At 41.5% G+C, this 22,651-nt stretch carries 21 protein-coding genes; 12 read left to right on the top strand and 9 right to left on the bottom strand.

The window, feature by feature from the left end; genetic code table 11:
• The first annotated feature begins 1 nt into the window (after position 1).
• The 3 genes from ppk1 to KN811_RS02785 all read left to right on the top strand — a co-directional run bounded on the left by ppk1 (position 2) and on the right by KN811_RS02785 (position 3,962).
• The gene (gene ppk1 / locus KN811_RS02775) at positions 2-2,098 is read left to right on the top strand and encodes a polyphosphate kinase 1 (RefSeq protein WP_187965376.1); all 2,097 of its coding nucleotides are present in this window, start codon (positions 2-4) and stop codon (positions 2,096-2,098) included.
• Between the two features lie 107 nt (positions 2,099-2,205).
• Positions 2,206-3,102, top strand: a complete 897-nt coding sequence (locus KN811_RS02780; protein ID WP_187965375.1) for a Ppx/GppA phosphatase family protein — start codon at positions 2,206-2,208, stop codon at positions 3,100-3,102.
• 23 nt (positions 3,103-3,125) lie between these two features.
• Positions 3,126-3,962, top strand: a complete 837-nt coding sequence (locus tag KN811_RS02785; RefSeq protein WP_187965374.1) for an alpha/beta hydrolase — start codon at positions 3,126-3,128, stop codon at positions 3,960-3,962.
• Between the two features lie 30 nt (positions 3,963-3,992).
• Here KN811_RS02785 and KN811_RS02790 read toward each other — a convergent pair whose 3' ends face one another.
• Complete coding sequence (locus tag KN811_RS02790; RefSeq protein ID WP_187965373.1) at positions 3,993-4,328, bottom strand: RNA polymerase sigma factor; 336 nt, start codon at positions 4,326-4,328, stop codon at positions 3,993-3,995.
• Positions 4,329-4,709: 381 nt separating this feature from the next.
• Complete coding sequence (locus KN811_RS02795; protein WP_187965372.1) at positions 4,710-5,546, bottom strand: UDP-2,3-diacylglucosamine diphosphatase; 837 nt, start codon at positions 5,544-5,546, stop codon at positions 4,710-4,712.
• Positions 5,547-5,781: 235 nt separating this feature from the next.
• Here KN811_RS02795 and aroC point away from each other — a divergent pair, with 235 nt between their 5' ends.
• The 3 genes from aroC (at position 5,782) to KN811_RS02810 (ending at position 9,324) form a co-directional block, all read left to right on the top strand.
• The gene (aroC, locus tag KN811_RS02800) at positions 5,782-6,846 is read left to right on the top strand and encodes a chorismate synthase (RefSeq protein ID WP_187965371.1); all 1,065 of its coding nucleotides are present in this window, start codon (positions 5,782-5,784) and stop codon (positions 6,844-6,846) included.
• A 74-nt stretch (positions 6,847-6,920) separates the two neighbouring features.
• On the top strand, positions 6,921-8,219 hold the full coding sequence (locus KN811_RS02805; protein ID WP_187965370.1) for a dicarboxylate/amino acid:cation symporter: 1,299 nt from the start codon (positions 6,921-6,923) through the stop codon (positions 8,217-8,219).
• Positions 8,220-8,337: 118 nt separating this feature from the next.
• On the top strand, positions 8,338-9,324 hold the full coding sequence (locus KN811_RS02810; RefSeq protein ID WP_187965369.1) for a YpdA family putative bacillithiol disulfide reductase: 987 nt from the start codon (positions 8,338-8,340) through the stop codon (positions 9,322-9,324).
• A 14-nt stretch (positions 9,325-9,338) separates the two neighbouring features.
• Here KN811_RS02810 and KN811_RS02815 read toward each other — a convergent pair whose 3' ends face one another.
• The 6 genes from KN811_RS02815 to KN811_RS02840 all read right to left on the bottom strand — a co-directional run bounded on the left by KN811_RS02815 (position 9,339) and on the right by KN811_RS02840 (position 14,051).
• The gene (locus tag KN811_RS02815) at positions 9,339-9,716 is read right to left on the bottom strand and encodes a DUF4258 domain-containing protein (RefSeq protein WP_187965368.1); all 378 of its coding nucleotides are present in this window, start codon (positions 9,714-9,716) and stop codon (positions 9,339-9,341) included.
• Positions 9,717-9,791: 75 nt separating this feature from the next.
• Positions 9,792-10,991, bottom strand: coding sequence for an alanine dehydrogenase (locus KN811_RS02820; protein WP_216334656.1), 1,200 nt, complete (start codon positions 10,989-10,991; stop codon positions 9,792-9,794).
• Between the two features lie 35 nt (positions 10,992-11,026).
• Positions 11,027-11,188 carry a hypothetical protein gene (locus KN811_RS21780; protein WP_247716387.1) on the bottom strand — a complete coding sequence of 54 codons (162 nt, stop codon included), beginning with the start codon at positions 11,186-11,188 and terminating at the stop codon, positions 11,027-11,029.
• A 752-nt stretch (positions 11,189-11,940) separates the two neighbouring features.
• Positions 11,941-12,252: a hypothetical protein gene (locus KN811_RS02830; RefSeq protein ID WP_187966404.1), complete on the bottom strand. Its 312-nt coding sequence runs from the start codon at positions 12,250-12,252 to the stop codon at positions 11,941-11,943.
• 179 nt (positions 12,253-12,431) lie between these two features.
• Positions 12,432-12,656 carry a hypothetical protein gene (locus KN811_RS21785; RefSeq protein WP_247716388.1) on the bottom strand — a complete coding sequence of 75 codons (225 nt, stop codon included), beginning with the start codon at positions 12,654-12,656 and terminating at the stop codon, positions 12,432-12,434.
• An 858-nt stretch (positions 12,657-13,514) separates the two neighbouring features.
• Positions 13,515-14,051 carry a hypothetical protein gene (locus KN811_RS02840; protein ID WP_223129407.1) on the bottom strand — a complete coding sequence of 179 codons (537 nt, stop codon included), beginning with the start codon at positions 14,049-14,051 and terminating at the stop codon, positions 13,515-13,517.
• Between the two features lie 658 nt (positions 14,052-14,709).
• Between KN811_RS02840 and KN811_RS02845 the strand changes: the two genes are divergently transcribed.
• Positions 14,710-17,124: an outer membrane beta-barrel family protein gene (locus KN811_RS02845; protein ID WP_187966403.1), complete on the top strand. Its 2,415-nt coding sequence runs from the start codon at positions 14,710-14,712 to the stop codon at positions 17,122-17,124.
• Positions 17,125-17,136: 12 nt separating this feature from the next.
• On the opposite strand, the gene KN811_RS02850 is transcribed toward KN811_RS02845, so the two are convergent.
• Positions 17,137-18,258, bottom strand: a complete 1,122-nt coding sequence (locus KN811_RS02850) for a C1 family peptidase (protein ID WP_187966402.1) — start codon at positions 18,256-18,258, stop codon at positions 17,137-17,139.
• 159 nt (positions 18,259-18,417) lie between these two features.
• On the opposite strand from KN811_RS02850, the gene KN811_RS02855 reads away from it, so the two are divergent.
• From KN811_RS02855 to KN811_RS02875, 5 genes are all read left to right on the top strand, one after another.
• Complete coding sequence (locus tag KN811_RS02855; protein ID WP_187966401.1) at positions 18,418-19,260, top strand: 1,4-dihydroxy-2-naphthoyl-CoA synthase; 843 nt, start codon at positions 18,418-18,420, stop codon at positions 19,258-19,260.
• A gap of 90 nt (positions 19,261-19,350) precedes the next feature.
• Entirely contained in the window at positions 19,351-20,253 is a 903-nt protein-coding gene (locus KN811_RS02860) for a 1,4-dihydroxy-2-naphthoate polyprenyltransferase (RefSeq protein WP_187966400.1), read from the top strand.
• A gap of 114 nt (positions 20,254-20,367) precedes the next feature.
• Positions 20,368-21,045, top strand: a complete 678-nt coding sequence (locus KN811_RS02865) for a metal-dependent hydrolase (protein ID WP_187966399.1) — start codon at positions 20,368-20,370, stop codon at positions 21,043-21,045.
• Positions 21,046-21,117: 72 nt separating this feature from the next.
• A complete protein-coding gene (locus tag KN811_RS02870) occupies positions 21,118-21,495 on the top strand; it encodes a four helix bundle protein (protein WP_187966398.1) in 378 nt (125 codons plus the stop codon).
• Positions 21,496-21,607: 112 nt separating this feature from the next.
• The gene (locus KN811_RS02875; protein ID WP_187966397.1) at positions 21,608-22,651 is read left to right on the top strand and encodes an o-succinylbenzoate synthase; all 1,044 of its coding nucleotides are present in this window, start codon (positions 21,608-21,610) and stop codon (positions 22,649-22,651) included.

The raw sequence follows: 22,651 nt of genomic DNA on the forward strand, positions 1-22,651 counted from the left end.
TATGGAAGAAATAAGAAACCAGTACATCAACAGGGAACTCAGCTGGCTGCAATTCAATGCCAGGGTATTACAGGAAGCCACGGACGAAACCGTACCGCTTATAGACAGGCTCCGCTTTCTCGGAATATTTTCTAACAATCTGGACGAATTTTTTAAGGTAAGATATGCCACCGTAAAACGCATAGCCCTTTCCGGGAGAAAAGGGAAAAGCGCCCTGGGTGGTGAAGTGGCGAAAGACCTGCTCGAGGACATCACCAAAATAGTGATAAGACAACAGGCCGAAAGCCAGAACATTCTTCGGTATATCGAAAAAGAGCTCGAAAAAGAGAATATTTTTATCATAGACGAGACCGAGGTGTCCGAATCCCAGAAAGAATTCATGGTAGATTATTTCGTGCAGAAGGTCAGTCCGGCTCTGATGACGATCTTCCTGAACGATCTGGCCGAATTTCCCCTGCTCAAGGACAGTGCTGCCTACCTGGCAGTGAAAATGGTAATGAAGCAGGAGAACAAGGCTACGGGGCTGAAAAAAATGTTTGCTTCCGAACCCCGTGAAATACGTTATGCCCTGATTGAAATTCCGAGGGATATAGGCCGTTTCGTTGTCCTTCCGAAAGAAGGGGAGAAGAATTATATCATTATCCTCGACGACCTGATCCGGTATTGTATGCCCACCATTTTCAATATTTTCAATTACGAGTCGCTTTCCGCTCATATGATAAAAATAACCCGGGATGCCGAACTGGATATAGACAACGACCTCAGTAAGAGTTTTATAGAAAAGATATCCAGTAGTGTAAAGGGCCGGGAAATAAGTGAGCCTGTACGTTTTGTATATGACGACAACATAGATAAGGATACCCTGAGATTTCTCAAAGAAAAGATGCGGGTAAAAAATACGGACAGCGTTATCCCAGGAGGAAGGTATCACAACAGGAGGGACTATATGGGCTTTCCCAGTCTCGGGAGGAAAGACCTGCTGTATAGGACCTATCCGCCCCTCCCTGTAAAAGGGTTGAGCCTGCAGGGGAGTGTGCTGGATAAGATAGCACAAAAAGATTACCTCCTCTTTGCACCATATCATACTTTTTCATACGTAATACGTTTTCTTCGTGAGGCGGCCCTGGATCCCAGGGTAAGAAGCATAAAGCTCACGGTATACAGGCTGGCCAAAACCTCACAGGTAGCGAACAGTCTTATCAATGCCGTAAAGAACGGCAAGAAGGTGACGGTACAAATAGAATTACAGGCCCGTTTTGACGAAGAGGCCAATATAGAATATGCCGAACAATTGCAGAATGAAGGCGTAAAACTCATTTTCGGCGTGCCTGGGTTAAAGGTGCACAGCAAGATATGCGTTATTGAAAGGGAGGAAAATGAAAAAATTAAGCGTTACGGTTTTATAAGTACGGGAAATTTTAACGAATCGACCGCAAAGATCTATACGGATTATACATTGTTCACTTCCAGGGAATCCATATTAAAAGAAGTCAATATGGTTTTTGACTTTTTTGAGACCACATATAAAATACGTAAATACAAACACCTGGTGGTATCGCCACACTATACGGGGAAGACATTCTCTAAACTCATAGACAAGGAGATAGCCCATGTAAAAGCCGGAAAGGAAGGCTATCTGAAATTGAAAATGAACAGTATTACCAATTATAAGATGATAGACAAGCTCTACGAAGCCAGCCGGGCGGGCGTAAAAATACAGATGATCGTAAGAGGAGCCTGCTGCCTGGTACCCGGTGTGATGGGAATGAGCGAAAACATAGAGGTGATAAGTATTGTGGATAAATTTTTAGAACACCCCAGATTGTTTATCTTTGGAAACGGAGGCCACCCTAAAGTGTATATATCTTCGGCAGACTGGATGACCAGGAATATCGATTACCGGGTGGAGGTTAGTTGTCCTGTTTATGATGAAGAGATAAAAAAAGAGCTTATAGAAACCTTTGAGATCAGTTGGAGTGATAATGTAAAGGCAAGGGTAATATCGGCCAAACAGGACAATGCCCATCGGAAGAACGATCTTCCCAGTGTACGGTCACAGTTTGCTACATACGATTATTACGTACAGAAATTGAAATAAGAAGGGGATAAATACTCAGAGGGGCGGGCCCGTATTCCCGGTTCCTTCTGTGTAACACCGGTATTGATGGCCTTTCCGGTGGTAACATGTCCCGGAATATGTTTTATATGATCAGAATACGAAAATTTGCAGGTATAGATATTGGTTCGAATGCCATAAGATTATTAATAAACAACGTTATAGAAGAACCGGGAAAAGAACCCCAGTTCAAAAAGAGTTCCCTGGTGAGGGTACCTATAAGGCTGGGGCAGGATTCCTTTACCCTGGGAGAAATATCCAGAGCCAATGCTATACGGATGACCGATGCCATGAAGGCCTTTAAGCTGTTGATGAAAGTGCACAATGTGGAAAAATACCGGGCCTGTGCCACATCGGCCATGAGGGAAGCCAGTAACGGTAACGAACTCGTGGAAGAAATAGAGAAAAAGTCCGGCATCCATATAGAGGTCATAGACGGAAAGAAAGAGGCGGCCATCATCGCATCAACCGACCTGCATGAGCTCATCGAAAACGAAAAGTCTTACCTGTATGTCGATGTAGGGGGGGGAAGTACGGAATTTACCATATTTTCCAACGGAAAGATCATAACATCAAAATCCTTTAAAATAGGAACTGTACGCTTGCTGAATGAGACGGTGGAAGAGAATATCTGGGCAGCGATTGAAAAGTGGATCAGGAAAAATACCAAAAAACTGAAAAAACTGTCGCTCATCGGTTCCGGAGGAAATATTAACAAGCTGTATAAAATGTCCGGAAGAAAACCCGGAGAACCGCTTTCGTATATTTGGTTGAATGCTCAGTACCAGTTTCTGCAAAGCATCAGTTATGATGACCGGATATCCGAACTTGGGCTCAATCCCGACCGGGCAGATGTGATCATACCTGCTACCCGTATTTTCCTTTCCGCTACGAAGTGGAGCGGGGCGAAAAAAATACATGTTCCCAAAATAGGGCTATCTGACGGGATCATTAAATTGCTGTATTATACCGAAAAAGATAATTGAGGCAGACCAACCAACTCCTGATCATGAATTTCCGAAACACATATTTGTGCGTATTCCTGTTGCTGGGCATTGTTCATGCCGCTTGTCCGCAATCGGAAATGAAACCTCCCGAAGGGTTCGACACCATCCGTAAGGAGATCTCCAGGGGCAGGATAGAGACCATAGAATATCCTTCTAAAACTGTGGGGACAAACCGTAAGGTAACAGTATATACTCCTCCTGGTTTTTCCGAAGATCAAAAATATAATGTGTTGTACCTGCTGCATGGCATAGGCGGGGATGAGACGGAGTGGTATTATCACGGCAACCCCGGTATTATACTGGATAATCTTTATGCCGAAAATAAACTCGCCCCCATGATCGTGGTTATGCCCAACGGAAGGGCCATGAAAGACGACAGGGTAGGAGATAATATGTTCGACAAAGAAAAATTAAAGGCTTTTGCCGATTTTGAGAGTGACCTTATTCGCGATCTTATTCCGTTTATAGAAGCTAATTACCCCGTGTACAGTAACAGGGAAAACCGCGGGTTGGCCGGACTCTCCATGGGAGGAGGACAGGCATTGAATTTCGGACTGCATAACCTGGGTGCGTTTGCCTGGATCGGAGCTTTTTCACCGGCACCGAACACCTGGATACCCGAAAAACTGGTGCCCAGACCCGGAAAAGTGATACGAAAACTCAAATTGTTGTGGATATCCTGTGGCAATGAAGACGAACTCCTGTATATTAGTGAACGTACACATAATTACCTGGGCAGAAAAGGGGTCCCTCATACCTATTATGTAGAACCAGGCAAACACGACTTTACCGTGTGGAAAAATGATCTTTACCAATTTTCCCAGTTACTTTTCAGATAAAGCCTGTCCGGAAGGGTGGAAGTACAAGGTTTAACGACGCAAGGCGATTATATCCTTCCAGAGTTGTTCCCGGCTTGTTGGTTCTCTGAATATTTGTACCAGTTTCCGGTAAGTTATATCCTTGCACAAGGCCAGAACATACGAATCAAAAGACTCCGGCCGGATGTCCTTTCTTTGTTCCCATACTTTAGTACATATTTCCCGGACAATTTCATCGGTTATTCTCTTAGACTTTACCAGGGAAAAAATGTATAAACGGACTCTGGTCTCGTACTGACGACAGACAATTTCACGGGCATACAGATCTCCTTCTTTCAAAGATTGTAGTGTGTTGACGGTTACGGTTTGCTCTTCCGGATTTTCCATTTTGTTTAAGTTTTTGTTTGGTTAAACGCTTAGTTCTATATATGCCTAAAAAAATACCGGACTCCTGGTGAGCTACAATATTACAGACAGTCATCGGGAATTGTTCATAGGGAAAACAAGGTATTTTTCCGGTTTGTTTTCGACAGGTTCTTCTATCTCTTTTACTCTTAAGAGTGCTTTTTTGGAAAAATAACCTCAACAATTAGTGAAAAGTTATTAAGAATTTTGGCGAAATGAAAATGCTATGATTTTGTTGTGTCTGTAAATCAGTGTATTATGTTTATACCGAAGGATGTTTATTGTTAATAACTTTTTATACGTGAAGTGTTATTAAACTTACTTATTATGTAAGTAATATTGTATTTTGTGTAAATTAATATGTCAATCTTGTTTTTTACCGGTTACGGTAATAGCGGCAAGGAGATCTTTATAGCTCATGGATTTGAGGTCTTCATCTGTGTAGAAGGGACTGAGTTTATCATCATTAAAACTATAGAGTTCCCAGTGTTTTTTATGATATTCCAAAGAGGTGAGGTTCTCTACCCAGTCTCCCGAATTAAGATAGAGACAAGTGCCATATTTATTGACTTTTCGAATCATTTTCGGTTGGTGTATATGTCCGCACACTACATATTTATACCCGTTCTTTATGGCCAGGTCGGCAGCTACTTTCTCGAAGTCGTTAATGTATTTCACCGCTTTTTTTACGCTGTTTTTGATCTTTTTGGACAGGGAATATTTTTCCCGCCCCATTCTTACCAGGACCCAATTGATAAAACGGTTGAATAAAATAAGGAAATCGTAACCCCATCCGCCGAGTTTGGCGATCCATTTGGTGTGCTGGATAGAAGCGTCAAAAACATCACCGTGGAATATCCAGGCCTTTTTTCCATCCAATTTAAGGGAAAGTTTGTCTACAATGGCGATATTTCCCATGGTTACATCACTGAATTTGCGCAACATTTCGTCGTGATTCCCGGTAACATAAAAAACCTGCGTACCTTTGGTAGAGAGGTCAATGATCTTTTTAATAACTTGCAGGTGTTTTTTCGGAAAGTAGCGTTTTCTGAATTGCCAGATATCAATAATATCGCCGTTGAGAATAAGTTTTTCCGGGTTTATACTGTTTAGATATGAAAGTAACTCTCCGGCATGACATCCGTAAGTGCCGAGGTGAACATCCGATATGACGACGATCTCTACTTTACGCTTCTTCAATGCAGAAATATTTTTTGTAAAGAAAATACTTCTATGTTAGTAAAAGATTACCTTGCAATTAATTATATATTAAAAGATTTTTTCGACTCCCTTCGATTCCGCTCAGGGACTGCCGCTCGGGAACCGTTGTAATTTTACCTTAAACCAGGAACCTGGAACCTCTTCATTCCTCAAATTCCATTTTAATTTTGAATAATTAACGATTAACATTTACTTTTGTTCAAAATCGACTTAGATGGCAGGAAATTCCTTTGGAACGATATTCAAACTTACCACATTTGGAGAATCACACGGAAAGGCTTTAGGGGGGATCATAGACGGATGTCCGGCCGGACTGGAACTTCAGTTAGACAAAATACAACAAGATCTCAACCGGCGAAAGCCCGGACAATCAGCTATTGTGACCCAGCGAAAGGAACCGGACGAATTCCGTATTCTTTCCGGGGTTTTTGAGGGAAAGACCACGGGTGTGCCCATTGGTTTCGTTATAGAAAACACCAATCAGAAATCGCACGATTATTCACATATCAAGGATAGCTACCGTCCCAGTCATGCAGATTATGTGTATGACCAGAAATATGGTTTCCGCGACTATCGGGGAGGAGGAAGGAGTTCGGCCCGTGAGACAGCCTGCAGGGTAGTGGCAGGTGCGGTGGCCAAACAGTTGCTCAAAAAGGTGAAGATACAGGCCTTTGTTTCGTCCGTAGGTGATATTTTTCTTGAGAAACCATACCAGGAGCTGGATTTTTCGAAAATAGAAAGTAATCCAGTACGTTGTCCTGATCCTGAAACTGCTGCCAGGATGGAAGACTATATCCGGGAGATCAGGAAACAGGGAGATACGGTCGGGGGGACAGTGACCTGTGTCATTCAAAACGTACCGGTAGGATTGGGAGAACCGGTCTTTGACAAATTGCACGCCGACCTTGGCAAAGCCATGTTGTCGATCAATGCAGTAAAGGGATTTGAGTACGGCAGTGGATTTTGCGGGGCAAAGATGAAAGGAAGTGAACACAACGACCTTTATAATGAGGACGGCACTACAAAAACCAATCTTTCCGGAGGAGTACAGGGCGGCATCAGTAATGGTATGGATATATATTTTCGCGTAGCCTTTAAGCCAGTGGCCACTCTGATGCAATCCCAGCCAACCATAGACAAGGAAGGTAATATTGTGGAAATGCAGGGTAAGGGACGGCACGATCCCTGTGTAGTCCCTAGGGCAGTGCCCATCGTAGAAGCGATGGCTGCACTTGTACTGGCCGATCATTATTTACTGAGCAAAAATTCCAGGATATAGGCCCTGTGTTGACCGGGAGATGTGCTGTGCCCCGGAAATGGGAGGAGTATACTTTAAAAACTTAACAAGACTGTATGAAGAAAAAAATAGCGCTGCATTGGCAGATTGGTATAGGAATGGTTTTAGGAGTCGTATTCGGCCTGCTTTTGGGAAAATACGAATGGGGAAGGCCGTTTGTTGAAAATTGGATATACCCTTTTGGAGAACTGTTCATCAACCTGCTTAAGCTCATAGCTATTCCCCTGATCATCGCATCGCTTATCAAGGGGATTTCCGATATGCAGGACATATCCAAGCTCTCCAGTATAGGGATACGTACTTTGATGTTGTACATATTTACTACGATCTGTGCCATAACCATTGGTCTTGGGGTGGCCAATATTGTAAAACCGGGTTCCGGTATTTCTGAAGAAACGATCACTCAGCTTACCAGCGACTCGGATAAGGCAGATATCGTAAACCAGAGGATAAGTGACAGTCAGACGAAGACCAAGAACTTTGTGGAATTTATTGTGGATATAGTGCCCGACAATATTCTTGGGGCAATGAGCGATAACAATCAGATGCTTCAGGTGATCTTTTTTGCCGTATTGCTCGGGGTTTCCCTTCTGCTTATCGGGGAAGAAAAGGCAAAACCACTAAAGCGTTTCTTTGACAGTCTTAACGATGCTGTTCTGAAAATGGTGGACCTTATTATTAAAATTGCTCCCGTAGCCGTTTTTGCCCTGCTGGCCAATGTTGTTGTCGGAACTAACGATATTGATGTACTGGTGGCATTGCTCAAATACTCCTTTACCGTGATCGGCAGCCTGTTTTTGATGATTGTGGTATATATGATCTTTATAAGTGTTTATGTCAAAAAGAATCCCTTGTGGTTTTTAAGGCAGATGAGCCCTGTGCAGTTGCTGGCTTTTTCTACAAGTTCCAGTGCGGCAACCCTGCCGGTGAATATGGAAAGAGTACAGGAGTATATAGGAGTGGATGAAGAGGTGAGCAGTTTTGTCTTGCCTGTCGGGGCTACCATAAATATGGATGGTACCAGCCTTTATCAGGCGGTAGCCACCATTTTTATTTGTGAAGCACTGCATTTTGATATCACCTTTGCAGATCAACTGACCATTATTTTCACGGCATTACTGGCTTCGATCGGGACCGCGGCAGTTCCGGGCGTGGGGGTTGTAATGTTGATTATAGTGTTGCAGTCCATTAATTTTCCTGCGGATAAACTCCCCCTGGGTATTGCGCTTATCCTATCGGTAGACCGGATACTCGATATGTGCAGAACAGTGATCAATGTCACCGGGGATGCTACCGTGGCTACCGTAGTGGCAAAATCGGTAGGTAAACTTGGAGAGCCAAAACATAAAGACTAATGATAAGTGAAATTATATAAAGTGGTTATATAGCTTGATAATGTAATAACTGTTTAATTAAACGGTTGAATATCAGGGGGCAGGCAAGATCGTTGTATGACAAAAAGAAAGAATTGCTATGAAGGAATATGATGTATTAATCGTAGGTGGTGGCCCTATTGGTATTGCCTGTGCCCTTGAAGCGCAGAAAAAGGGACTGACCTATGTGGTTGTCGAAAAGGGATGCATTGCAAATTCGCTTTATAACTATCCTTTGAACATGACCTTCTTCTCCACTTCGGAGAAACTCGAAATAGACGACATCCCTTTTATCAGTATAAAGAGCAAACCGCAAAGAGCGGAAGCCCTGGAATATTACAGGCGGATCGTAACTTCCAATGAGCTCGACCTCCGTTTGTTTGAGGCAGTAAAGGATATCCGGAAGGAAAAGAAAGGCTTTACAGTGACTTCTTCAAAAACAGTATATAGTACAAAACAGGTTATTGTAGCAACGGGCTTCTACGATATTCCCAACAGAATGGGTGTTCCCGGGGAAGATCTGCCCAAAGTGTCTCATTACTATAAGGATCCGCACTACTATGCCGGGCAAAAAGTTGTGGTAGTGGGAGCCAGTAACTCCTCGGTCGATGCCGCTCTGGAAATATACCGCAAGGGAGGAGACGTAACGATGGTGGTAAGAGGAGAAGAAATAGGCAGGAGGGTGAAATACTGGGTACGCCCCGACATCGAGAACCGCATTGCAGAAGGTGCTGTAAAAGCATGGTTTCAAAGTACCGTAAAGGAGATCCGGGAAGGCGAGATTGTCATAAACACCCCTGAGGTTGAGCAAGTATTGCCTAATGATTTTGTACTCGCACTTACCGGTTATATGCCTAACTTTGCTTTCCTGGAAAAAATAGGAGTGAAGCTGTCGGATGACGGTAAATTCTATCCTTCATACGACCCGGAAACCATGGAAACCAATGTGGGAGGGCTATACCTGGCAGGAGTGATCTGCGGAGGGATGGACACGCATCTCTGGTTTATTGAAAATTCCAGGATACACGCTAAATTGATCATAAAAGATATTCTCCGGAAATACAGCGGAGAGACCGTTTCCGGGTAAGATTCACCTCTATATTAATCCAGTGGAGTGATCGTGGCTATTTTGGCAATACGATCACAGTTTTTTACAAAGACCTCAATTTTTCCGGTAGTGAGTGTCCCTTCGATAGTGTAAGTCTTGCAGGAATCTAGCTCGGTATTGCTTTTAGAGAAGATGACATCGCCTTTCGTAAAGACAGAAACAGAGATCCCGGTGGTGTCTATGGCATTTTCTTTCAGGCTTTTTCGGGCATCTTCCGAATAAACGATAGCTTTTTCCCGGATATTCTTTAAAACCCTGCAATTTGGCGAATAACAGAATTCTGTACCCTTTTCCCTGAAAATAAAGGTTACGATCACAATTCCTATGGCGAGGCCAACCAGATAAAGGCCTATCCTTCTCAATATATCCATACGGGTCAGTAATTAATTTTCAGCTGCTGAATGGTCTGGTTTCCTTTAAGACAGTAAGGTATCCCCTGTTTTTTTTTAAAAAATCAGCAGGTTGATATCGCTGTGCGAGAGATTGAACCATTCGGCTACTGTTCTGTTCGTTAAAATTCCGTGGTAAAAATACAACCCGTTTCGCAAACCGCGGTCAAATCTCAGGGAATTTTCCAGTCCGCCTTCTTCACCGATCTTCAGGAGATAAGGCGTAAAGATATTACTGATAGAAACAGAAGCCGTGCGAGAATATCTCGCGGGGATATTGGGAACACAGTAGTGAATGACCCCGTATTTTTCAAAGGTGGGTTTGTCGTGAGTGGTTACTTCACTGGTTTCGAAGCATCCGCCCATATCGATGCTGACATCGATAATGACTGCTCCGGTCTTCATGTTTTCCACCATGGTTTCGGTAACGACAACCGGAGCCCTGTTGTTACCTCTTACCGCTCCGATAACCACATCGCATCGCCTCAGGGCTTTAAGGAGGTTTTTGGGCTGCAGGGTGGATGTGTGCATTGGCCTTCCCAGGCTGGTTTGTATACGTCTCAACCTGGAGATGGAATTGTCGAATATTTTAACATTGGCTCCGAGCCCCAGGGCAGATCTGGCCGCAAATTCCCCTACGGTTCCCGCGCCTAGGATCACAACCTCTACCGGAGGTACGCCACTTATATTGCCAAACATAAGTCCATTGCCGTTGTTAACATTGGTCATCAGTTCCGCAGCGATCAATACAGAAGCAGTCCCTGCGATCTCACTCAGAGAGCGTACGGCGGGATAATTGCCATCTTCGTCCCGGATATATTCGAAAGCAATGGCTGTGATCCTTTTTTTAGCCAGTTCCTCGAAATATTTTTTGTTTTGTGTTTTGATCTGAAGGGCGGAAATAAGTATGGTTTGAGGGTTGATAAGTTTCAACTCATCAAGAGAAAGAGGTTCTACCTTTAAAATAATAGGGCAAGAGTAGATCTTTTTGACATCGTTGGTCACTTCGGCCCCCGCTTCGCTGTATTCCGTGTCTGTGAAATTGGCCCCTTCCCCGGCTTTAGATTCAATAATGACCCGGTGGCCATGAGCGGTAAGTGCATTTACAGCATCAGGGGTCAGGCAAACCCTTTTTTCCTGATAAGCGATTTCCCGGGGAATACCGATAAATAATTCGCCTTTTTGTTTCAGGACTTCCAACATTTCTTCCTGCGGCAGTAACTGCTGTTTGGTAAATGGCGACGGAGCTACGTTCATAATCTTACACTGCAAATACTTGTAAAGCTAAAAAATTATTTGGAGAAATCGTCGTCTTCTACCTCATACTTTTTCAATTCTTCATCCAGTTTTTTCATATCAATGCCGTGGACGATCTTGTCGAAGAGCCTCAACCGTAACAAGTATACAATAGGGATAATGACGAGCATAATGGGGATGAGGTAATAAATTTCCATTTCATCCACGTATGAAACATTATCATTAATAGTACCAAATAACTGAAAAGCATACATAGCTATAGGTATCAGGATTATATGATACCACCAATGTCTGCAAGTAAAAAACCAAAGAAGAAGAAGATATAGAGGGACAAACTTATTAACGAAATTCCAGGCAGCCATATATACGGTACTAAAGTAAGCACTTTTGAACGAGAAAAATGGAGTTTCCCATACCTCTGCTTTAGGAAAACTTTCATATAGATAAAAAACATATGGGGATATGGCTATTAGAAGAGCTATAAGGCTTCCCAATATCAATGATCTCCTCATTGTTTTTTTCTTCTTTTCTGGTTTCATAGAATTATGGAATAAGAAATTGATTTAGACAATGGACTCGTTTTGAGTTGTTTCATTTAGGCAAAAAACCACTATTTTATGTCCAGATGAAGATTTTTTCGAGCCACATAACATAGCTATGTGGGAGAAAAAAAGCAAAATATGGGTGCAAAAGAGGGGTTTGCAGCAAATTATAATAACTCAAGACGAGTTCAATATACGAAGAAAAAAAGAATGGAAAAAAGAGAAAAACTAATTTCGTTTTTTCCGACGAGGTTATTTAGCAGAATATCCTAAAAAGGCTTAGGAGATTTTATTATTAACTTGTATCAGGCAGTATAGAAAACAAAACACCAACTAAACAATACTTGATACTTATTTTTTTAAGTGTATTGTTTAGTTGATATATTTCCTTGATGGAATTTGTCTGTTTATCCTACGGTTCCTTTTTCCATAGTTTCTTTGTCAACCGCCACTATACCTACGGATCCTTTTTCCATAGTTTCTTTGTCAACTGCCACTATACCTACGGATCCTTTTTCCATAGTTTCTTTGTCAACCGCCACTATACCTACAGATCCTTTTTCCATGGTTTCTTTGTCAACTGCTAATGAATTATTCATATTTTCTTGAGAGACATCGAACTTGATGTTATTTTCCTGGTAATGATTATGCAATGAAAGAAAAGTAACGGTTAAAAAGAATGCGGAAAGAATTGAGAAGAATAATTTTACTGATTTCATGATAGTATGCTTTTTGGTTATTTAGTTGAAGCAAACCTATCAAAAAATAAAATACTGTCATTTAATACTTTCGTCGTAACTTTATTACTTTTTATCGAAAAAAAAGAGGGGTGAAAAATATTTTTAGTATATATAAAAGAGTATACAATATTACGCAAAAATTCTAAAATAACCCCGGATTATTTTATTGGGCCATTTTTACTTGTCTCGTGATTTTTTAGTTCTTCATCCAGTTTTTTCAGGTCGATGCCGCGTACTATCCTGTAAAATAACTTCAACCGGAATGTCTGGACCACTGCTGTGGTCACCAATATGACAGGGATAAGCCAGTATATTTCCATTTCATCCACATATCTAATGGAGCTGTTAAGCACAGAGAAAAGCTGAAAAATAAACAAGGTCATTGGTATAAGGATAATATATTTCCACCAATGCCGACAGGTCAGGAACCAAAGAAGAAGAAGGTATAACGGGACAAATTTATTTACAAAGTTCCATCCTGCTGCGTAAACACTACTATAGTTTAAACTCTTTAAAGTAAAGAAGTAGGTTTCCCATGTTTTGGTTTCCGGAAAACCCTTATAAAGATAAAAGATAAAAGGAGATACTGCTATCAGAAGAATGGTTAGCAATTCTGCAAATTTTCTTTTTTTTAATGATTTTTTAGTTTTCTGTCTTTTGTTTTTTTTGATACTTAAGGTCTTTACATCAATGCCATTCATCATAGGGTTTAATAGTTTTATACGTAAAAGATAGGCAACGGGAATTATAAATAGCAAAATGGGAATGACATGGTAGAGATGTATTTCTTCAATATACCGGATATTATCATTGATAGCAGAGGTAATTTGATAGATATACATGATAATCGGGATAAATATAGCGTGATACCACCAGTGTTTGCAGGTAAAGAACCAGAGTGATAAAAGGTATAATGGTATAAGTTTGTTTGCAAAAGCCCAGGCAGCAACATATAAAGTGGAAAAAAAAGAAGTTTTAAGCGTAAAAAAAGGGGTTTCCCACGTTTTGGTTTTTGGAAAAATTTCGTAAAGGTAAAAGAGGTAAGGGGATATAGCGATCAGAATAGCTATTATACTTCCCATAAGCAGTAACCTTCGAATCTGTTTGTCTTTTATATCTGGTCTGTTCATGTCCTAAGTCTTGGATGGGTTAAAATACAAAGAAATGAGGATCAATATGAAATGGTGAATCCGTTTTACAACACGAATTTTCAACAACCTTCTTTTAAAGAAAAGTATAGTTCACTTTTTATCCAGGTCATAACTTTTTAGTTCTTTGTTCAGTTTTTCCAGGTCAACGCCGCGCACCACCCTGTAAAATAGTTTTAATCGCAGTGTATGCACCACGGCTGCGGTTACCAGTATTACAGGAATAAGCCAGTAGATCTCCATTTCATCAACAAATTCAACGGAGGTGTTGAGGATGGTAATAAGCTGGAAAATATACAGGGTTACCGGTATAAGGATAATATATCTCCACCAATGCCGGCAGGTCAGGAACCAGAGGAGGAACAGGTAGAAGGGAACAAACTTATTTACAAAATACCATGCAGCACTATGCAGACTGGAATAGTTGGAGACTTTGACCGTGAAAAAGGAAGTTTTCCATACTGTGCTGTTCGGGAAAGCCTCGTAAAAATAAAAAATACAGGGAGATACGGATATTAAAAAGATAATCAGGATTCCTGTGAATGTCACTTTTTTTAATAATTTTTCTGCTCTTTTTTTCTCTTCTTCGCTTTTTATGACGCTTAAAGTTTTTACATCAATATCTTTCATTACAGGGTTTAACCATTTTATGCGAAAAATATAAGTAATTGCAATAATAAAGGACATGATCGGGAGGAAGTGATAAAAATACAGCTCTTCAACATACCGGATATCTTCATTAATGAGGGAGACGAATTGAAAAGCATACATGGAAACTGGGATAAGTATAACGTGATACCACCAATGCCGACAAGTCAGGAACCAAAGAAATAAAAGGTACAATGGTATCAGTTTGTTTGCAAAATACCAGGCAGCACTATATAAGCTGGAATAGTTGGACACTTTGAGTGTAAGAAAAGGAAGTTTCCATATTTTGGTCTTTGGAAAAACTTCATAAAAATAAAAGATATAGGGAGATATAGCAATCAGAATAGCTATTATACTTCCCAGGAATAACAGCTTTCGAACCGGGCTATTTTTTATATCTGCTCTATTCATGTATCAAACTTTGGGAGACCCAAAATACGAAGAAAGAAATATAAAACGAAGGTTATTTGATGATAGTGGTGGTGATTAACAGTTTTTATGATAGATGTCTATTGAATAGGTTTTTTTTGTGAGAATAACTCATGCGGAGAGTTTGTGGATACTCTTCAAAGTATCGATTAAATGTTTGTTTTTTACGATAAAAGACATACTTTTAGCCAAAAATAACAAATCAGTCTTTATGGGATATTCAAATAAGTGGGCATTTTTTGTGTTCGGTATTATGTTTTTCCCGTCGGTTCTCTTTGCGCAGGATCATAGCCTGAAGGGTAAAATTGTAGATGCTGTACAGGCTCCACTTTCTTTTGTCAATGTATTGTTGCTTAAAGAAGAAGATTCCACGGTTGTTCAGGGAACATCTTCCGATGGCAACGGTATTTTTAATATTCATTATATTGAGGATGGAAGATATATAATAAAAGCAACATATATAGGATATAGATCATATGTAAAACGGGTAGAGGTAAAAGAAGACCTTGATATCGGGGTTCTGTCGTTAATAGAAAACAGGGAAAAACTCAGTGAAGTTACAGTAACTGGTAATATGCCAGTAATTGAAAAAAAAGCGAACCGGCTTGTGTTTAATGTAGAGAACTCTGTTTTGTCCCAACAAAATTCCCTGGAGATATTAAAGAACACTCCAGGAGTTCTTATGGTCAATGACCAGATAAAAATAAGAAATACCCCGGCAACGGTGTACATAAATGGTAAACGCGTTTTCCTTACCGGAGATGAATTAAAAAGTCTTTTAGAAAACTATCCCGGAACCAATATCCGATCTGTGGAAGTCATGGCCACACCTCCGGCACAATATGATGCAGAAGATGGAGCTGTATTGAATATTGTTACTTCAAAGAATATCTCCATTGGCTATAAAGGAAGCGTAAATAGCCGTTGGACAGAAGCTATTTTTCCAAAATACAGTTTTGGTACGAATCATTACTACAAAAATGATTTTCTGGATCTTTTTGCCAGTTACAGTTATAGCCCGAGAAAGGAGTACAAACACGATAAAAGCTATTTTAATTTTTTTGAGAACAATACTCCGGATGACCGTTTGGAGGTCGATTTCCGAAAAGTTACCAGGTCCTATGCACACAACTTGCATTCTATCCTCGATTTTACGATTGACAAAAAGAATTCCCTGAGTTTGTCAGCTAATATTTTACATTCACCGGGGAAAACCTTTAACAATAAGGTGATTTCCGATGTTTTTGATGCAGACCGGGATTTGGAGTCGTACTTCCTTACAAACAGTGAGCTGGAAAACGACCGGTCCAATCTGGCGTTTTCTTTGGATTACAAGCATACCATCAATGACAAAGGTGCTGTAATGAAAGCTATAAGTAATTATATTTATTATGATGACTGGCAATCCCAGTACCTTTCTACGGATTATTACAACAATAATGATAACCTTACGGACAATAATACTTTTGATTTTTTAGCTGACCAGAGGAATAATATTTTTACTCAACAATTGGATTTCTCCATTCCTCTGGAATCATTCTATGTCGAAACAGGACTAAAATATTCCGTAATAAATAGCAAAAGCAAGGCTTCGTTTGAAGGGGCTGATATTCCCGAAGATGCCGATGATGATAATTTTGATTACAAAGAAGATATTTATGCTGCCTATGGCAGTATGACGAAAGAATGGGAAAAATGGGCATTGGTTTTGGGGCTGAGAGGGGAGTATACCGATGTAATGGCCAATTCTATAGTTCTCGGAGATGTAAACACTCAAAAGTATTTTGAATTGTTTCCCACAATAAATCTGCAACATACCCTTGCGGACGATCATCAATTGGAATTCAGCTATAAAAGAAGTTTAAACCGGCCGAGGTATAGTAAGTTAAACCCTTATAGGTATTATATATACGAAAAAGAGTTTTCTTCAGGAAATCCTACACTGACCAGGTCTATTGATAATAAAATAGCTTTGGATTATACCTATAAGAAAAAATATACTTTTTCCCTTTACTATCAGCATACCAATGGTTTGATAGAAAAACTGACTTTTCAGGATAACGAAAACAGGAGTGTATATGCTTCCTATTTTAATATTGATGAAGAATTTCAGTATAGCCTGGATTTTATGTATTACGGATATATCCGGGATTGGTGGTATTTATTCGTTTACATGTCCGGATTCTATATCGAGAATACATTTCAGGCATTAGAAAGTGATAATGTAATGCATACAGACAATACTTTGGGATATTTAGGAAGGGCATATAACCAGTTTGTATTGTCGGAAGACCGGACCTTTACTGCCGACCTAATTCTGTATTATTCATCAAACTTTTTATACGGGTCTATTAGGACCGATCCCCGTTTTTATACCGATATAGGATTTACCAAATCTTTCTGGGACAAACGATTGGTGGCCACGTTAAATTTTACCGATATTTTCAATACTAAAAATATATGGCAAAAGTCGAATTACCTGAATCAGGATAACGGTTATACCGATATGCCAGAGAGGCGAACCGTTACTATAGGCCTCCGATACAATTTCGGCAACTATCGCCTCAAAGACAATGAAAGAAACACTACCCCCGATGAGCAGGAAAGGCTCGAAGAAAAGGAGTAGTGCTTCCGTTTTTTACAAGTTTAGCTTCTTGCGAATATCTTTTGATAAACCGTCTTTGTGCAGCATTACCGATATGGCCTTTAATTTCATATAAGGTACACTCATATAAATATAGCCACCACTGTCACCTACACGGGTCTTATCCGTTCCCCACGAATTTTTGACCTTGTAGTAAATATGGCCTTCCTGATCCTTTACCTTGCCAATGATATGCATGAGGTGGTCGTCGGTGGTGTGGAAGTTTTCGAATTCCTGTTGCCGGTATTCCGGGGTGATGCTTTTTTCCTGTTTTATGTCTTCCAGTATGGCCTTTTTTTCAAACTCGTTTTCCGGGATCACCGCCACACCGTGTTTTTGTGAAAAAGTGGGCTCGCTCACGTCACAGTCCAGCCCCAGGGTGTAGCCGTTTTCTAGGGCGTGGTCTATAACCTGTATAAATTCGTCCAGTTTGAGGTTGTAAAAACTGCCGTTCGAAAAGTTGTCCGGAATATCCAGGACGAAACTGGTGTAGAAAGGTTCGTGTAAAAAAGAAGTTACCGACACATAATCTTCCGGTTGAATTTTGGTCATATCCAGAAAGGATTGTGGGCTGTACTTTTTTCCTTCATAGGTAAATTCGTCCACTTTTGGCCCCAGGTAAACATCGAGGACACTTTCAATAGCGGCTTTCCAGTCTCCCGAAAGGGTTTTTGCAGGATTTTCCACATACACCTTTAACATGGCTTCCAGCACAGAGACCATTTCGATATGGTTGTGTTTTTTCTGCCCCTCTTTCAATCCTGAGTAGACACTTTGAGGAACCAGGCCGTATCGTTCCACACTGTTTATCACATCGTGAGCCAGCCCGCCCTGGCTGAATTGTGCTTTTCCCTGGCGCATGACATAATTCCATGCCTTTTTCGGATAAGTATTCCGCACGTTGTACATTTCGGAAATATCGATCTCCTTTCCCGTAATCCGCATGATCTCCGATTCCAGGAAGGAAGAAGTGGAAAAACTCCAGCAGGTCCCTGTAATACCCTGGCTGATCACCGGGGTGGACTCCAGGTCTGTAACTGTTTCAAAAGTATAGTGTTGTGAAAAGCTGAGGGTTGTAAAACATAGACAACCCAGTGAAACGAGTATCTTTTTCATTTGTTTGTTTTTGGGGTCAGAAGTCCGAGGTCCGGAGTCTGAAGATATAGATTCACTTTACTTCTGATTTCTGACTTCTGACCTCGGACTTCCGACTTTTTCCGTGGTATTGGGTTAAAAAGACTAAAAAGAATTATTTTTACGCAAAATAACAAAATTATGAGCAAAGCAGATTGGAAAGTCGTTAAAGAATACGAGGATATCACCTATAAAAAATGTAATGGTGTAGCCCGGGTGGCATTTAACCGTCCCAACGTGCGCAATGCTTTCCGTCCAAAAACGGTCGGAGAGCTTTTCGAGGCCCTGCTCGACGCCCGTGAAGACACATCTATTGGAGTAGTCCTGCTCTCTGCTGAAGGGCCATCCACCAAAGACGGGGTGTATTCCTTTTGCAGCGGGGGAGATCAGAATGCCCGCGGGCACCAGGGATATGTAGACGATTCAGGCATGCCCCGGCTCAATATACTCGAAGTACAGCGCCTTATCCGTTTTATGCCCAAGGTGGTGATTGCCGTGGTCCCCGGATGGGCCGTAGGCGGAGGGCACAGCCTTCACGTGGTGTGCGACCTTACCCTGGCCAGTAAAGAACATGCCATTTTTAAACAGACCGATGCCGATGTTACCAGCTTCGACGGGGGGTATGGATCCGCTTACCTCGCCAAGATGGTAGGGCAGAAGCGCGCCCGGGAGATTTTCTTTCTCGGCAGGAATTATTCGGCCCAGGATGCCTTTGAAATGGGAATGGTCAATGCCGTGGTGCCCCACGAAGAACTCGAAGATACGGCCTATGAATGGGCCCGGGAGATCCTGGCCAAGTCGCCCACTTCCATAAAAATGCTGAAATTTGCCTTTAATGCCGCAGACGACGGTATGGTAGGCCAGCAGGTCTTTGCCGGAGAAGCTACCCGCCTCGCTTATATGACAGACGAAGCCAAAGAAGGGAGAAACGCTTTTCTCGAAAAACGAAAACCGGATTTCAGCAACATCAAGTGGATCCCTTAAGCGGATCTGTAATTTCCGCTCCCGGAACAGGTATTCCGGTTGCCGAGGGAAATATCTGAAATCTGGTATCTAACATCTAAAATCTGCATATTGAGTAAAACAAAGGCATTTATATCCGCTGCACGACTGCGTACACTTCCCCTTTCCTTATCGGGGATCATTGCAGGAACAGGGATCGCCGCTTCGCGTGGTTTTTTCGACTGGAAGATTTTTGTCCTTGCGCTCTTCACCACGGTAGGCTTCCAGGTACTTTCAAATTTTGCCAACGATTACGGAGACGGTGTTAAGGGAACGGACAATGACGACCGCGTGGGCCCGCAGCGTGCATTGCAGAGCGGGACCATAACCGCTGCGGAAATGAAAAGGGCCATGGCAGTGACCATTGCCATAACCATGCTGGTAGCTTTGTTGCTTATTTATGTTGCCTTCGGAAAGGAGAATTTTGCCTATTCCCTGCTTTTTTTTATCCTGGGTGTAGCTTCTATTGTGGCGGCCATAAAGTATACTGTCGGAAAATCCGCATATGGCTATCACGGCCTGGGCGATGTGTTTGTTTTTCTGTTTTTCGGGCTGCTCAGTGTGGCAGGCAGCTATTTCCTGTATGTGAAAAATATCGACTGGACCGTATTCCTTCCTGCCACGTCCATCGGGCTATTGAGTGTGGGAGTACTCAACCTGAACAATATGAGAGATGAGCGAAGTGATGCAAAATCCGGAAAGAATACCCTCGTTGTGAAAATCGGAGGGAAAAAAGCAAAACAATACCATATTACAGTGCTGATCGTGGCATTACTCCTGGTTTTACTTTTTGCTCTGCTTCAAAGTTTCTATATTTATCAGTATTTATTTCTTTTGGCATTTGTTCCCGTGTTAAAACATATAAAGACCGTGCGGGAGAATAAAATACCGGAAGAACTCGATCCCGAGTTAAAAAAACTGGCCATAAGCACGTTTTTATTGTCGGTTTTGCTTGCGGTGGGGGCAATATTGTGAAATGAAAAAAGAATGGCTTACTTTTTTATAAATAAGAGAAGTTTTCAATACTCTTAAAATTTTTAAGTAAAACAGGGAATGATTTAGCGATTCCCGTATAAAATAAGAAAGAAGATGAAAATCACATTTTACGGACACGCGAGTTTGGGCATAGAAGTGGACGATACCCACATTCTGGTAGACCCCTTTATTTCAGGTAATGAAAAGGCAGCGCATATAGACATCAACCAGATCAAAGCAGATTATATTCTGATAACCCATGCCCATCAGGATCACACACTGGATGTGGAGACCATAGCAAGACATACCGGGGCAATGGTTATTTCCAATTTTGAGATCGCCAATCACTACGGGGATAAAGGGATAGATTTTCATCCGATGAATCATGGGGGAAGCTGGGATTTTGAATTCGGAAAGGTAAAATATGTCAATGCCGTTCACACGTCTTCTTTTGCAGACGGTAGCTATGGCGGACAACCCGGAGGTTTTGTCATAGAAGGAGAGCGAAAGAACATTTATATTGCGGGAGATACTGCCCTTACGATGGATATGAAGCTCATTCCGATGCAGACCAAACTGGACCTCGCTATCCTGCCCATAGGCGACAATTTTACCATGGGAGTTGATGATGCCATTATAGCCTCCGATTTTATACAGTGCGATAAGATACTGGGATATCATTACGATACCTTCGGTTATATTGAAATAGATCACGAAGAAGCCAAGCGGAAATTTTTTGATAAGAACAAAGACCTGATGTTGCTGGCCATAGGAGAAAGTATTGAGCTTTGATGAAAGAGACAAGATGACAAGGAGACGGGGAGACTTGGAGAAGAGGTTAATAGAATTTAAATATAGAGCGGAATGGGAGAAAAAATCAGGACGCATAAAGATTTAAAAGTGTATCAGCTTTCTTTTGAAGCAGGCATGGAGATTTTTAAGATTTCCAGGTCATTCCCTAAAGAAGAAACATATTCCTTAACAGATCAGATAAGAAGGTCTTTCGGGTCCGTATCCGGAAATCTGGCAGAAGCCTGGAGAAAAAGAAGATACCCCAAAGCATTTACGGCAAAGTTGTCGGATGCTGAAGGAGAAGCTGCCGAGACCCAGGTATGGCTGGATTATGCCCTGGCATGTGATTATATCGATGATGAGACTCATGTTGCTCTACATAAGAAATACGATCATATCTTGGGAATGATAGTTAAAATGATAATAAATCCGGAAAAGTGGAATTTGTGATGGTCAATGGAAAAAATAGAAAAGCAGAACAAAACAATTCTCCTGTTTCTGGAGCTTCCACATCACCTCTTTCTCCCAATCACCCCATCTCTCAATCTCCCCGTCTGAAAAAATGAAGGCATCATACCAGAAGTACACGCTTCAATTCAAACGCCCCAGCGGAACCTCTCGGGGCATTCTCACAGAAAAAGAAACCTGGTTTATACTATTGGAAGATACAGGCAGGACAGGTATAGGAGAGTGTGGTATCCTGAGAGGATTAAGTGTAGACGACAGGGGTGGTTATGAAGAAAAACTAAAGTGGGCCTGCAATAATATTCATCTGGGGAAAGAAGCATTATACGATGCATTAATGGAATTCCCGTCCATTCAATTCGGAATAGAACAGGCATTCTCTTCGCTCAAATCCCGATCCTCTTTTATATTATTTCCTTCAAGATTTACAGAAGGAAGTAAAAATATTTCAATAAACGGCCTGGTCTGGATGGGAGACAAGGCCTTTATGCAGCGTCAAATAAGAGAAAAACTCGAACAGGGCTTTCGCTGCATTAAGATGAAGATAGGCGCCATAGACTTTGGTGCCGAACTGGAATTACTACGATCTATACGAGAAGAATTTTCTCCCGATGACATAGAAATACGTGTAGATGCCAACGGAGCCTTTACACCGGGTAACGCCCTGGAAAAATTAAAAAAGTTGTCAGAACTGTCGCTACATTCCATAGAGCAACCCATAAAACAGGGCCAATGGGAAGAAATGGCAGTACTTTGTGAAAATTCCCCGCTGCCTATTGCACTGGATGAAGAACTGATCGGTGTTTTTGACTTTGCGACGAAGAAAGAACTCGTCAACACCATAAAACCACAATATATTATCCTGAAACCGAGCCTTGTAGGAGGGTTCCGGGGAAGTAAAGAATGGATACAGTTGGCTGAAAACTGCAATACGGACTGGTGGATAACCAGTGCACTGGAAAGCAATGTTGGACTGAATGCCATAGCGCAGTGGACGTATACCCTGAATAATACAATGCCACAAGGCCTGGGCACTGGAAGCCTCTACACCAATAATCTGGATAGCCCATTGAAGGTAAAGCATGGAGAACTCACCTACGATCCCTCCGAAAATTGGAATATAAGTGTGTTAAAAAAATAA

The sequence above is a fragment of the Sinomicrobium weinanense genome (assembly GCF_018863395.1).
GTDB lineage: Bacteria > Bacteroidota > Bacteroidia > Flavobacteriales > Flavobacteriaceae > Sinomicrobium > Sinomicrobium weinanense.

Coding starts and splice junctions, on each gene's coding strand:
- KN811_RS02850 (WP_187966402.1), bottom strand. CDS start 18,258: ATGAAAAAGATACTCGTTTCACTGGGTTGTCTATGTTTTACAACCCTC.
- KN811_RS02790 (WP_187965373.1), bottom strand. CDS start 4,328: ATGGAAAATCCGGAAGAGCAAACCGTAACCGTCAACACACTACAATCT.
- ppk1 (WP_187965376.1), top strand. CDS start 2: ATGGAAGAAATAAGAAACCAGTACATCAACAGGGAACTCAGCTGGCTG.
- KN811_RS02870 (WP_187966398.1), top strand. CDS start 21,118: ATGGGAGAAAAAATCAGGACGCATAAAGATTTAAAAGTGTATCAGCTT.
- KN811_RS21780 (WP_247716387.1), bottom strand. CDS start 11,188: ATGGAAATTTATTACCTCATCCCCATTATGCTCGTCATTATCCCTATT.
- KN811_RS02785 (WP_187965374.1), top strand. CDS start 3,126: ATGAATTTCCGAAACACATATTTGTGCGTATTCCTGTTGCTGGGCATT.
- KN811_RS02855 (WP_187966401.1), top strand. CDS start 18,418: ATGAGCAAAGCAGATTGGAAAGTCGTTAAAGAATACGAGGATATCACC.
- KN811_RS02845 (WP_187966403.1), top strand. CDS start 14,710: ATGGGATATTCAAATAAGTGGGCATTTTTTGTGTTCGGTATTATGTTT.
- KN811_RS02820 (WP_216334656.1), bottom strand. CDS start 10,991: ATGAACGTAGCTCCGTCGCCATTTACCAAACAGCAGTTACTGCCGCAG.
- KN811_RS02875 (WP_187966397.1), top strand. CDS start 21,608: ATGAAGGCATCATACCAGAAGTACACGCTTCAATTCAAACGCCCCAGC.
- KN811_RS02830 (WP_187966404.1), bottom strand. CDS start 12,252: ATGAAATCAGTAAAATTATTCTTCTCAATTCTTTCCGCATTCTTTTTA.
- KN811_RS21785 (WP_247716388.1), bottom strand. CDS start 12,656: ATGACCTTGTTTATTTTTCAGCTTTTCTCTGTGCTTAACAGCTCCATT.
- KN811_RS02865 (WP_187966399.1), top strand. CDS start 20,368: ATGAAAATCACATTTTACGGACACGCGAGTTTGGGCATAGAAGTGGAC.
- aroC (WP_187965371.1), top strand. CDS start 5,782: ATGGCAGGAAATTCCTTTGGAACGATATTCAAACTTACCACATTTGGA.
- KN811_RS02840 (WP_223129407.1), bottom strand. CDS start 14,051: ATGAAAGATATTGATGTAAAAACTTTAAGCGTCATAAAAAGCGAAGAA.
- KN811_RS02810 (WP_187965369.1), top strand. CDS start 8,338: ATGAAGGAATATGATGTATTAATCGTAGGTGGTGGCCCTATTGGTATT.
- KN811_RS02815 (WP_187965368.1), bottom strand. CDS start 9,716: ATGGATATATTGAGAAGGATAGGCCTTTATCTGGTTGGCCTCGCCATA.
- KN811_RS02780 (WP_187965375.1), top strand. CDS start 2,206: ATGATCAGAATACGAAAATTTGCAGGTATAGATATTGGTTCGAATGCC.
- KN811_RS02805 (WP_187965370.1), top strand. CDS start 6,921: ATGAAGAAAAAAATAGCGCTGCATTGGCAGATTGGTATAGGAATGGTT.